The sequence below is a fragment of the Segetibacter aerophilus genome (assembly GCF_007991655.1).
GTDB lineage: Bacteria > Bacteroidota > Bacteroidia > Chitinophagales > Chitinophagaceae > Segetibacter > Segetibacter aerophilus.
Genome location: NZ_BJYT01000016.1, coordinates 36,486 through 48,771, shown reverse-complemented (window position 1 = coordinate 48,771; position 12,286 = coordinate 36,486). Strand labels below are relative to the sequence as shown.

15 protein-coding genes are annotated in these 12,286 nt (G+C 37.8%); 1 reads left to right on the top strand and 14 read right to left on the bottom strand.

What is annotated here, in order from left to right:
• Positions 1–103 precede the first annotated feature (103 nt).
• The 13 genes from SAE01_RS18160 to SAE01_RS18105 form a co-directional block, all read right to left on the bottom strand.
• Positions 104–571 carry a hypothetical protein gene (locus tag SAE01_RS18160; RefSeq protein ID WP_218029191.1) on the bottom strand — a complete coding sequence of 156 codons (468 nt, stop codon included), beginning with the start codon at positions 569–571 and terminating at the stop codon, positions 104–106.
• Positions 572–795: 224 nt separating this feature from the next.
• Positions 796–1,008 carry a hypothetical protein gene (locus SAE01_RS18155; protein ID WP_147205219.1) on the bottom strand — a complete coding sequence of 71 codons (213 nt, stop codon included), beginning with the start codon at positions 1,006–1,008 and terminating at the stop codon, positions 796–798.
• 331 nt (positions 1,009–1,339) lie between these two features.
• The gene (locus tag SAE01_RS18150; protein WP_147205218.1) at positions 1,340–1,756 is read right to left on the bottom strand and encodes an NTF2 fold immunity protein; all 417 of its coding nucleotides are present in this window, start codon (positions 1,754–1,756) and stop codon (positions 1,340–1,342) included.
• A 202-nt stretch (positions 1,757–1,958) separates the two neighbouring features.
• Positions 1,959–2,450 carry a hypothetical protein gene (locus tag SAE01_RS18145; protein WP_147205217.1) on the bottom strand — a complete coding sequence of 164 codons (492 nt, stop codon included), beginning with the start codon at positions 2,448–2,450 and terminating at the stop codon, positions 1,959–1,961.
• Between the two features lie 180 nt (positions 2,451–2,630).
• Complete coding sequence (locus tag SAE01_RS18140) at positions 2,631–2,972, bottom strand: hypothetical protein (protein WP_147205216.1); 342 nt, start codon at positions 2,970–2,972, stop codon at positions 2,631–2,633.
• Between the two features lie 209 nt (positions 2,973–3,181).
• Positions 3,182–3,763: a hypothetical protein gene (locus SAE01_RS18135; protein WP_147205215.1), complete on the bottom strand. Its 582-nt coding sequence runs from the start codon at positions 3,761–3,763 to the stop codon at positions 3,182–3,184.
• Between the two features lie 146 nt (positions 3,764–3,909).
• Positions 3,910–4,575: a hypothetical protein gene (locus tag SAE01_RS18130; RefSeq protein ID WP_147205214.1), complete on the bottom strand. Its 666-nt coding sequence runs from the start codon at positions 4,573–4,575 to the stop codon at positions 3,910–3,912.
• A gap of 147 nt (positions 4,576–4,722) precedes the next feature.
• Complete coding sequence (locus SAE01_RS18125) at positions 4,723–5,190, bottom strand: hypothetical protein (RefSeq protein WP_147205213.1); 468 nt, start codon at positions 5,188–5,190, stop codon at positions 4,723–4,725.
• A 121-nt stretch (positions 5,191–5,311) separates the two neighbouring features.
• Entirely contained in the window at positions 5,312–5,446 is a 135-nt protein-coding gene (locus SAE01_RS25095) for a hypothetical protein (protein ID WP_262713375.1), read from the bottom strand.
• Complete coding sequence (locus SAE01_RS18120; RefSeq protein WP_147205212.1) at positions 5,443–6,201, bottom strand: hypothetical protein; 759 nt, start codon at positions 6,199–6,201, stop codon at positions 5,443–5,445. The genes SAE01_RS25095 and SAE01_RS18120 overlap by 4 nt, the downstream gene beginning before the upstream one ends.
• A gap of 16 nt (positions 6,202–6,217) precedes the next feature.
• Positions 6,218–6,586: a hypothetical protein gene (locus SAE01_RS18115; RefSeq protein ID WP_147205211.1), complete on the bottom strand. Its 369-nt coding sequence runs from the start codon at positions 6,584–6,586 to the stop codon at positions 6,218–6,220.
• Positions 6,587–6,968: 382 nt separating this feature from the next.
• Entirely contained in the window at positions 6,969–7,277 is a 309-nt protein-coding gene (locus SAE01_RS18110; RefSeq protein WP_147205210.1) for a winged helix-turn-helix domain-containing protein, read from the bottom strand.
• 354 nt (positions 7,278–7,631) lie between these two features.
• Positions 7,632–8,687 carry a tyrosine-type recombinase/integrase gene (locus tag SAE01_RS18105; protein WP_170234201.1) on the bottom strand — a complete coding sequence of 352 codons (1,056 nt, stop codon included), beginning with the start codon at positions 8,685–8,687 and terminating at the stop codon, positions 7,632–7,634.
• Positions 8,688–9,343: 656 nt separating this feature from the next.
• On the opposite strand from SAE01_RS18105, the gene SAE01_RS18100 reads away from it, so the two are divergent.
• The gene (locus SAE01_RS18100; protein ID WP_147205208.1) at positions 9,344–10,006 is read left to right on the top strand and encodes a basic secretory protein-like protein; all 663 of its coding nucleotides are present in this window, start codon (positions 9,344–9,346) and stop codon (positions 10,004–10,006) included.
• Positions 10,007–10,114: 108 nt separating this feature from the next.
• On the opposite strand, the gene SAE01_RS18095 is transcribed toward SAE01_RS18100, so the two are convergent.
• On the bottom strand, positions 10,115–12,190 hold the full coding sequence (locus SAE01_RS18095) for a c-type cytochrome (protein ID WP_147205207.1): 2,076 nt from the start codon (positions 12,188–12,190) through the stop codon (positions 10,115–10,117).
• Positions 12,191–12,286 lie beyond the last annotated feature (96 nt).

Genomic DNA, 12,286 nt, shown 5'->3' with positions numbered 1-12,286 from the left:
TGTTCTGTTGCCTCATACGCTTTCTGAAGCAAAATAGTAATTCTTTTGTTGAGAATTTATTCTTTTGCCTGTATTGCATGAAGCCTATGTTGGTTGCAGCGTGTCAAGCATAACCATTCACATGTACCGCAGAACAGGCCTTGGTGGTCAAGTTAATTTTGAGTTCAAAAAAACAGTTTCCACCATCTTTTATAAAGACAATTTCTTGTTTCCAATTCTCCCATTCTTTGCAGAAGAAGTTTGCCCACACCTCTTTTTCGCCTTTTGAATTGAGAACTGGCACATACTGTCTTTTGTAATGACGTTTGCTAAAATTTATTCCATAAGCATCCCTATTGTCCTCTGACAGCCTACTGTTGTAGCTTAGGGCGCATGAATTGATTAGGCTATCCAGCTGAATAATTTCCAGCGCATTTAGAGTTGTAGGTATGTATTCATTAGGAAAAGGCCAATTCGAAGTCTGCTTGAAGGAGATCAGTGCAATTTTCGAGGTGTCAAAAGTGTTATTCTGTCTACTTAGTTCATCTTCAGTATTCTCAGCTTTAGGTGAACACGAAACAAATGTTGTCACAGTACAAAAGCAGATAATAAGTTGAATGGGTAATCGCATAAAGTCTTTTCAGTAAGACGCATTTTAAGGCTGGTTCCATAAGTTGCAGCCAACGTTTTTCAGCTTTATGCAGTGGTGGTATTCGTTGTTCTAATGTTTGCCACCTTACTAAAGCTAATTAAAGATATTCTGTTTAAAATTATTACTAAAGCCACTATTGCATAGAAGCTGTTGTTAGACGCATGTTAGTCAATCAACATCGTAGTGTCAAAAACCTCTTTTCTATGCTTGATAATAGAATCAAAATTATTGGTAGTGATTTCAGTAGAAGGAGTGAAGTACGTTTCCTTTTCATTGTAGAGTTCGATAATTTTATTACGTATTGTGCTGTCTCTTGTTTTCAAGTACTCCTCACAAAGGCAATCACCCAACTTTCGTTGTGCAGCTTCTAACTCCATCGCATTAGTGATAAAGTGACCTGCATACAATTCTTTTTTACCGCCTAAGTACTCAACATATGTTGCTCGGCACCCTTCGAACGAGAGGCTTTTAGTCTTGGACCCCCTACATGAAGAAAGAAGACAGCAAACAATTAGGAGAATTGAAGGACGGTATTTAATAGAAGAATACTTATTCATATGAATTGCGCCTAACGGTTTTCAGCTTTATGCAGTAGTGGTAGTCATTGTTATGAAGTATACCATTGTGCTGAAGCTGATTAAAGATATTGTGTTTAAGGTTATTACTAAAGCCACTATTGCATACAAGCTGTTGTTAGGCGCATGTTTGTTATTTGTAGTGCGTTAACCTTATAATCCGTCCATCTTTTGCGCTAAAAATTATTTCAAATGCTCCACCTTTGTTATAGCTCTTTGGTAACGTTCCTGCAATGTACCAGTATCCTTCCATCTGATAAATTTCATAAGGCTTCTCTTGGAGTATCTGCTCTTTGCCAAAAACATCAAATAATATTGGTTCAGCAATGGCTATTGCAGTTGCAGGAGTTTTAATTAAGGTGTCCCAAGTAAAGGGCTGACCTTTTCCTTTTAGGCAATCATTTAACTGCTTTCTTGCATTTTCTTCCCCAAGAATGGAATGGTCTGTTGAAATAGTTTCAGGCTTAGGAGCTGTACCCTGATTTGAATTTGTAGATGAACTACACGCACAGCACAAAGAAATAAGTAAGAAGTAAAATAATCTTGTCATTCAGACTATAAGATGTTAATTGAAGAGTTTTCCATATTTGCGCCTAACGTTAAAGTGTTAATGAAGTTGTGGCAATTGAAAAACGTCAGTTACAATAACCACACAAGCAAAATAGAGATAAAAAGTTGAATGCTTAATGTGCCGCCACAATTTTATAAACACACTGTTGTGCGTTCGTGCTTCTTTCAGCACCTAAAAGCTCTTACTTTATGTTTTGCTCGTTTACTATTTTTTGTCTACCAGACATTATTAATTCATCCATTGTCACTGGGTCAAAGTCTTTAGCCATAACAAAGAATTTTGCGGTGACAGTATTGTCTTCTCCAAAGTCTTTGTCAATTGAAAACGTTTGTCCAGGTAAACTTTTTTCGATTTTGTCAGCAAGTAGATTTCTTAGTCTTTTCAAGTCCTCAATTGTCCCACCAATAGCATTTTCATTTATTACACATTGGTTCTCCAGTGTAATAATTTTCAGATACATATATGGTCCGTAGTGTTCATGTTCTGAAAACTGGTCGTTGTTTTTGTTATTTACATAATCGCCCAGCAGCTTTACAAAGTTTAAAAGTCCTTGTTTGCTTCCGTAAAATCTCCACTGATTTACCGAAAGGCGGTCGTCAAAGTCATAATAGAAACCAAGCTGTCTCCATTCATCTATCATCATTTGGTCAATATCAACTTTCCTGTCTTTCATAAAGATTAGGGGAATTTTCTTCGCTTTAGCATGACGCACAACGTTTTTCAGCTTTATGCAGTAGTGGTATTCATGTTTTAATTTTAACTACTGTTCTAAAGCTTATTAAAGATATTCTGTTTAACGCTGTTCCTAAGCCACTATTGCATAGAAGCTGATGTTGTAAGCAGCTTTTCCGTTTTAATTATTAAGAAGATTAATGATGTGAAAGCAAGTATCCACTATTCTATCTTTATAGTAATAAGTAGCTTCGTCAATAATTTTATCTTGCTTTTTAAGTGCTTCCTTTTCCCATTGAAGTCTTTCTGAACCTATTGGACATCCATCAATCTTCGACAGGTATTCGTTAACAACAGAAAAATTAATGTTTGTTATCGGCTCAATCTGATTGATATAAACGATTAGTGTGTGCATTTTGCTTACACCTAATGGAAAACCAATTTGGTTAGTCAAGATGGCTTTTGCATTTGAAACAAGTTTTCTTATTTCAGCCTTTAGTTTGTTTTCCAAGTGTGGTGTCATAAAGTTGCTTACAACGAAGAGGGCTTTGTGCAGGTGGGTAAATAGCATTCCGTCTGCTGATAACCGCTGCTCAATTTATAGTTAAAAGTTCATTGTTTGTTCGATTGCTGAATGTTAATCGTTACGCTTGAACTACAGCTTATGGTTGCACATAGCTGAAGTAACAACGTCATGCCACACTTGCATCAATACCCTTGTTATAGGCAGTTTTAATTACTGTTGCCAAATCCAATGTTGGAAATATTATCACGTCCATATAACCTGTCTTTAAGAGCTTCGTACTCCTCTTCCGAAATAATTTCTCTGTTCCTAAGAAACTGAATGTTGTCAAGTTGCGGTTCAGTAGGAAGAGCCTTATCTATCTTCTTATACTTATTGAGCAGGAAGTCGTTGGCTGCTTTGAATAATTGGTCCACAAAACCTGAAACTTCTCCTTTGTTAGATTTTGTAAAATATAGTACAATATTGTTTCCGTCATAGCCAGCAATTGTTATCGTTCTCTTTTTGTCTATGAAAGATGTAATAATTAAAATCAAAGCAACCACAATACAAATTCCTGCCATTTCAATTATAGAGCCTGATAAGAAAAACATATTCATTATAAAGAAGATAATTCCTGTAAAGAAAAGATTACTGTTAGTTTTTGCCTCTGTTCTTTTCTTACTTGCTAACCGCTCAAACAAAATCTCAAATTCAACTTCTTCAAACAGCGTCTTTCTGTTAACAAGTATTGAGCTTCCTTTAATCTGGAAGGTTTGCGTAAGGAAGTATCGACGATTGGTGAAGTTCATGTGTTGAAAAAAATTGCCTATAACATTTTTCAGCTTTATGAAGGCAGGGAATTAATGTTCTGTCGCTTCACTTGCTTGATGTTGTTCAATAAAGTTTGTTGAATTTATATTCTTCTGCCCTGCTTCCATAAAGCTGATTTTGGCAATTAATAGTCCCCTTGGTCTCTACCTGTCATTTCATTTTTAATTTGCAAAATAGAAAGCAGATATTCCCCAATACTTCTAAAGGCTGTTCCCTTGTCTGGTGTCCAACGAACTGCCATGTGATAATGTTTGTCTTTGTAGACTTCAATGATCCATTCTGAGCCATCGTTACCATTGTTATTATTTGCTTCTGTTTGAAGCAACCAAAACTTTGCAGTATCAAGCCTGGAATTAATGGTGTCAATCTGCTTTGAAGTTAAATTAACGGTCGTGTCAAAAATAATCTTTCCTGGCTCGTAACCGCCAGCACCATCACTTACTTTGCTGAACAGTCGAACAATGTCTCCTTGCTTTTCAAGTCTAATAACAACAGGATGATTAAAAGTGCGCAGCCAGGTGAAACGATAAACTTCTTTGCCAGCTTTATAATCTTTTAAAACTGGCTCTTTTAGTGCAAATAACATCTTAGAATACCATGTATTGACAAATGTGTCAAGTGCATCTCGTGTTGTGTCTTGCCAGTTAGTTTTTATTTTGAAGTAGAATGTCGCACTATCAGCAGGCAAAGGCAACGTGTCAAATCTTGTGTTTCCTTGAATTGTCTTGTCGGTTGCTGTTAAACAAGAAGCAGTGAAAAATATTGCCAATATGGATAGAAAGTGTCTCACAATTTTGCAGCCAACGTGGATGGCTTTGCGCAGGTTGGTTATTTGGAAAGCTAACGCTTCAAACCACCACTGCCGTTAATTATTGTTTCAATGGTTAATATACGTCCTTCAGCCCAACTTGAACATAAGCCTTTGTTGTACGCTGCTTTAGTGACCGTAGCTTCTACCTTTGGTAAATTGAAACGCTTTCATTCTGGTATAGAATAGGTATTCCAGTTTGAAAGTCGCTGTATTTGCAAAGTAAACTTCACCATTTGTCTTTGTTACACTAAAGAGCACAAGGCTAACGTAAAACACACCTTTATCAAAGCTCAGTGGAAACAACTTGTGTAGCATAAAAGAGCCATTTTGCCTAAGCTTCTCTTCAATAACGCTGCTATCAGCAACCACCACCTTACTACCATAAATTCTCGTCATTAAGCTATCAGTAATAACGTTGTCCTGCTGAACATAGAACGTGTCTTGGTTGTGTTTTTTATTCTGTACCGATAGAATTAAGTAACGTTTTATCCCATCATTATAAATGTTATTAGCTCCACCAAACTCTGTCGTCGTCACTTTTTGTGATAAGGTAAGTGTTGGTACAAGCAGTATAAGTATTAAAAGTCTTCTCATGCTTAGAAGATGCACCTTAAAGCTCATCTTCAATTGCCCGTCTTAGTTCTAAAAATATGTTACGTGTTTGCTCTGAATGCTTACTCTTTTGTTTCATCAATATCTTTTTCAATTAATAATGTCAGGCTGAATAGTGATACTGTCGAATATCTGCCCTTTTCAGTACTGCGTACTCTTCTTTATTTTTTAGGTATAAACAGAACTTATATACTGAAGCAACTTCTTCAGCAGCATTACCACCGTAATGGTCGATCATTTCACCGTTAACATATAGATTAGATGTATCACCCCTATGTACGTCTGGTCTATCCATCCAGCTGCAAAAGCTATCTGTTTTACCGTTCGCAGATTTATGTCACCTTTAGACGTGAAAATCTTGTCTTTGAACTTATCCACCACTTCTTCTTCGTTGGAAACTCCACAGTCCTTTTTCCCTTTACCCATGTGAAAGTCTTGAAATAGCCTAACCTTTTTCTGTATCGTAATTAAATATTGGAAGCCATCATAGTTGTTGTTGTAAAACTCTTCACCAATGGTCAACAACAACTCCACAGCGTACTGTAACCCGTTCTGCATGTCTACGAGTACATCCACTGGTACTGGTATAACTCCATCGCCTTTTTGCGGGTCTGTATGCTCTGGTACTTCAATCGGTTCAACCAACTCTTCATTCTTAACTCCAGTATCCACGGTATCATCCAACGTTACCAGATAACTCTGTGCGTGTAGAATTTCCTCTTTTCTCTCTTCATCGAATCTCACCAGAAACTCAATGGTCTCAGCGCCATTGAAACCATTATATTTTAAGCAAGCTGCCAGCTTCCTTTCGGTAACATCTCTGAGCACATTGATGTACATTTCTTCAGGTATTAATATCATTGCATTGTAGTTGTCAACGAAGTACATCAACACCTTAATACCATTTTTGTCGGATACCCCAATTAGTCTATTCAAATCAGCTAAGCGTACATGTATCATCTTACCTGTTGTATCTTCCTTTACCTTTTTCATTTCTTGAATTTTTAAATTACTCTGCATCCATTATTTCAACTGCATATTCCTTGACAGTAACCGTTTGAACTTTATGACCTTCCAGGTCAATACCTCTTACTTTTACGATAACCACCTGTTTTTTCGTTTCATCATCGTTCATCTTTTTAATATTCGTTTTTATATCCTCTCTAATGTTCAGTTCCATCTTTTCCTCGATGCATAAATAAATTTCCTGCTTGCCCCTTTTGATATGATAATACAACACAGTACACTCAACAAACTCAAGCACATCAATCAAGTTGCTCAAGTGTTGAGGTTGAAAATATAACCAGTCGGTAAACACTGTAATTTCTAACTTCTCACTATTATTACTCATCTTATTAAAATTCTTAATGTTCTTCATATTTTTTTAGGCAAAGGCATTCCCCCTACCTTTTTTTAGGTTTAAAAAAATTGAGATGCTTATTACATCTCTACGCTTAAATTTTGTTGATTTACCTCTTAGAGCTGCTAAGTAGCGTTCACCTCATAATAGGTAACTTGCTTTAAAGCTAAAAGTGAGGGCGCCCCCACTCTTGGCTTGGCAAAAATGTGGCAGCAAATCAAGAAGAAAAAATTGTTTTTCAAGAATTTATACATTATATTTATTTATAATTTAGTTACTAAATTTTTAGTGACTAAATCAGTCCTTTTTAAATGTACTTAGCAATAAATAAAGGCTATGAGTATTAGAATAAAAATAAATAACTAACAAATTAAACTTACTAACAGAGTAAGTCCTTCACCTAATTTTCTTTTAACCATACGTCAATGGCTAATCCGAACCGTACAAATTGCGGCCGATTCAAGCTGTAGATATTACATGTTCGGAACTTTTCCTTTGACACCAACCCTGCAGTCAATAACGCCTTTAGTTGCTTGCTTACTGTTGATTGGCTAAACGCTGTTGCTTTGATAATGCTGCTTTGTAATCCAAAACCTGATTTGTACAAGTAACTGAGTAGCGTTAATGAAGTAGGGTTAGATAGCTGTGTTGCTGCTGCTTGCAGCTCGTTTGCTGTAGGTGGAGCTACTTGCTCGTTCTTTTTTCGCATATTCTCATTTAGTTATAAATAGTAGCCAGAAGATGCTAAAGCCAGAATAAAACAAAAAAGTTGCCGAATTGAATGGTTAGATTGCTTTAAGGGTCAATCTTACGGCCTTAAAGCTTGGCTTGTCAGGAAGAAACACAAATACATGCCATTCCTGTTCTCGGCAAAAACTAAAATATCTCTTTTAAAAACGGTTGAAACGTCCCACTAACATTACAATTTTGACCTGTTTTAACGTGTCTTTACAATATGCTCAGTTATGCATAAATTTCTTATTTGTAATAACTAAAAGGGGAATAAACTAAAAAGCCCTAACAACAACGTTAGAGCAAACCAAATTAGTAGGATTTGAAACTGTCAGACGATATTTAGTTCAGGTATACATACTTTTTTATGCGTTACCTCTGCATAGATATTTAATAACACTGTTACATCTCTATGCCCAGTCAATGCTTGAACAGATTTAATATCCATACCTTGTTCAAAGCAACGTGAACAGAAGGAATGCCTAAAACAGTAAAGCACACGTGGTGGTATGTTCAGTCCTTCCAGTACATTCTTCAAAACCGTGTCATTCATTTTCCTATCGTCACATGTCGGACCGTCAGGACCTTTAAAAACGAAATCGTTTGCCTTTTTACCTTCACATTCTTTCTTAAGTACGGCATATAACATACTGTTTTCCTCAAATGGCAATTCCCTAATTTCCTCGGTTTTAGTTCCCTTCATTCTCCTACAGGCAAAAGATGTTCCTTTCCTGGTTCTTGCGAACGCAGAGTCAATGGTAATAGCTTTTCTATTAAAATCCACCTTTTTAACCGTTAAACCAATTGCCTCAGCAGGTCTACATCCTGTAAAGATCAGAAAACAAAAAATGGAATAATAATGACTGTGGGTGTATCCACGGTTGTTTGGCTTTTGGAATCGATCATCTTTAATTGCAACCAAAATATTGCTTATTTCACTATCGGTTAGTCTTTTTCTTTTAGGATCTTTGCCAACCTTTCTTCTTTTGATAGCAACATCATCAAAAGGATTATATTCAATAAATTTTCTTTTAACTAACCAATTGCAGAATAAATTTAAAACAAATCGTCTGTTATTATACGTTTTTGCGGCATAGTTCATGGAACCTAAAAGACCAGGCAACCTCATTGCCTGAACATCTCGACCATCTCTTACCCAATTTCTCACCATAGTATAAGTGTAGTGATAAACATCCTTTGAATCGTTTCTGTCCGTTGCATCCATCCAAAGCATTAAATGCTCATCAAAGGGTAATTCTTGGCACTTTGGCTGAAGCTGTTCAGCTACAGTTCTTTCGGTTATCCACTTCTTATACTTCAATTGAGATTCATCGTATACACCCAAATAAAGATCCTTTTCAATTCCCTTTTTAATCAACTCAACCATTGTCGATTGGAGTTCACTTTTGGCAGGGATAGTAAGATAGCAGCTGCTACCTTTATAGGTGTACTTGAGCCTGGTTGTGTTCTGCAAATTCTGGATTGAAACACTGCCATTAGATGCTCTACTTTTTGTACCTAATTTCGATCTTTTTGTACCTAAACTCATTTTTTTCGGTTTTTAAGTAGCACACTTAAAACCGAGGAAATGCCCTTCTTCAAGTGCCCCGACTGGATAAGGAGCAGCACATCAAAGATTACGCTATAAAACTTTTGTGCTCATTTTCAGCCATTTACATCTTTTAAGAAAATAAAAACAACATCCCATATAAAACGACTCATTTAGTTGCTGCCATAAATATTGGCGATTAAAGACACGCACTTTTCGTCTTCAGGTCGCAGCGTTCGCAAGGATGTGCTGGTTCGAATCCAGTCTTGGGCACTTAATAACCCTTGTACTTCATTTTTTGCAATGACTTACAAGGGTTTTTTAATTTCAATACATACGCTGTATCTGCCTCTTAGAAATTCTTTAATAGCACTAGCAGGACGAAATAGTCTCGATGCAATTATACTCGAACAAATAAGTTGGATGACTATGAAAAATGTAACAACAAAACTTAGTATTGTTGCAAACATTATCATCTATAAAAACACCCCTTAGTGAAAAAATTAATTCTACTAGCCGCCACAGTTTTCTCTGTTTGTTTTTCTTCTTCAAAAGTGAAGGGACAAGATATCATTTCGAAAAAAGGGTACACCCTAACGTTCGAAAGCAATAACTCTTCATTTGATCCAGCTCTGAAGGAAGTACTTATCAAAACTTTTTTTAAAGTTTATCCTAAGCTGGCGAAAGAATACAATAAGAATACAAGCAAGGAGGTAAAATTTTTGATCGATACTGCTTATAAAGGGGTAGCGGCAACCGGCGGCGGAAAAGTAGTATTTAGTTCGAACTATATGGAAAAGCATCCACAGGATATTGATGTAGTTACGCACGAAGTAATGCATATCGTTCAGAACTATGGGAGAAGCGGCGGTCCGGGTTGGCTTACAGAAGGAATCGCAGATTATGCGAGGTTTAAGTTTGGGGTAAATAATGAAGGAGCAAAATGGGCACTACCTGCATATAAAGCGGGACAAAGCTATACGAATAGTTATCGCATAACTGCTGCTTTTTTTAATTGGCTTGAAACAAATCAACATAAGGGGATCGTAAAAAAATTAGACTCGCAATTGCGCCAACATACTTATAGTGCAGAAAGCTGGAAAAATTTGACCGGGAAAACTTTAGACGAGTTATGGGCAAGTTACGCCAAGGGATAAATAATTAAACCAATAAAGCTTCGTTCAATTCTTACTGATACCACTTCTTGTTTCGCCCATTACCAGCAATAGCTTTTGGAACTTATAGGTGGTAATAGTTCCTTTGCTTTACTTTTTAGTCATATTGCCTTGTCCGTATTGCACGGGATACCCGCGCTGCGCCCATACAAGAATCCCTTCGTCAAGAATTGCTGTATGCTTATATCCAAAGCGCCGCAATGTGTTTACAACTCTGTTGGAGGCAGCGTGAGGACAAGCACAATAAGCAACAATCCATGTGCTGTCTTTGGGTATACGCTTAACAAAGGTATCAGGCTCTTCGTAGTAAGGCACAGAAATAGCACCTGGAATATGTGTCTGATGCCATGCCGCCTCCGATCTGGCATCCAGTAAAATCATACGCGAACTGTCTTTTAATGCCTTTAGAAGTTGTTGCGCAGATATGTAGCGGTCGTCACGTAATGTAAACTTCGGTGCCTTCTTGTTTGGGTTTAATACATAATTTTTAGAAAGGGGTTGTGTCATAGTAACTGCTTCAGGAGCGTTCCAGCCTGAAGCCCGACTTCTGATATAAGCTGTAACCGCATTGATTTCAACTTTGCTCAGGCTGTCTTTAAATGCAGGCATTGGAGTGCTGTCTCTCCCTTCTGAAATGGTGTAGCGTAAAAACGCATCGCTGGCTGTAGCTAACAGCATCGGGTTTCCTAGTGCAGGTGCACGAATTCCTTCTCCCTTGATACCATGGCAGGATGCACAATATTTTGCGTACAGTGCTTTTCCGAGCGTTGCATTGCCTATGACAGGTTTGGTTGACATTTCAATAGGTTTTTTTACGCCGCTCAACTCATGGAGCCATTGTAACAATAAATCGATGTCATCCTCATCCAACGGTCCGCCCTGGCTTTTTGCATAGGGTGCCATAGCGGTGCCTGAACGCCCATAAGCAATAGTATGACTGAGATAATTGTAACTGTATCTGGGTAAGAGAGTTGTCGCCATTAAGGAATGGGAACGTAATGAAGGCGCAAAGTCTGCCGCGTAGCCTTCACGATTTTTGCCATGACACAAGGCGCAGTACTTTGTGTAGATGCCCAAGGCATGCCGCGACGATGCGCTATCCAGTTTCGAACCTTCCTTAAAGTTGTATATTTTAGCTAGTTCTGCCTGCTCTTTCGGTTCTTCTATAAATTCAAGTTGAACACCGTATGCATATTCCTTTGGTACTGTCAGTTGTTTCAATGACGTGTCAAACCGCAAAGCTCCAGCCGGCAATTTCTTTTTCAGAAACTCCTGCGTGTCTTTAAGTTTTTTTACTTCAAAACGTATAGCATACACACCTGGTCCGCGTGTTTTCAAAAAGTTACTAAGCTCATTGTTTGGAGACTTAGGGGCCATCAAAAGCAACTTTTGGCTGTGTGCTATTTTAAAACCGGCAGAGGTGTTAGTTGCTTCCAATTCTGTCAGTCCTATTTTTAAAAACTCCTTACGCGCAGAGTCAAGATTGTTAACAACAACAAGCAAAGAAGATATTCCCACTACGCCGTTAGGCTGTTCCGGATAGTATTTGCGCCAGGAGTAAGGTTTCCATCCTTCCTGCATTTCCTGGTAAGGATAACCAATCCATTCTGTAAAGCTGGGGAGATAACCGGGAGGGTTTTTACTGCTAAACTCTATAGTGCGGTATTGAGGTCCGCCATCATCCCAATTCCAGCCCTTTGGCATTTCTGCTGTGGCACGGCCGGCCTTGACTGCCTCTGTTTTAATTCCTTGTGAACTCATCCAACTGTATGTTGTATCAGCCGAAGACGTGGATAGCGAGTATACGCGCACGCCTTCCTGGTGCTGGGCAAAAGAAGTAATAAATGGATGCTTCGTTTCAACCAGTCCTGTATCCTTAACTGAAAGAAGTTCTATAAACGAAAGGTCAGGAAAATAAACAGAAAGACCCACTGTTCCATCATAGCTTCCCTGATTGAACTTTTTTGGCCGCGGCAAATTAAACCCTAGAACATTCGTGTAATAATTTCGGGCGCTATCTAAGTTTTGGACAATTAATGTAGCGCTGTTAATGCCAAATCCTGCACCCAGTAACAAATTTCTGCCAAGTTCTTTTTCCTGTTTAGAAACACAAGATGAAATAAGTCCGACAAGAATAAACGCTACTGCAGGGAAGGCTGCTTTCATCTTAATTAGATTTGGTTATAGAAGAAAAATAATTTTTAAAATCCACAGAACCTAAAATTTACACACTACTTATCGGGACATGGCAAACCGTTGCGG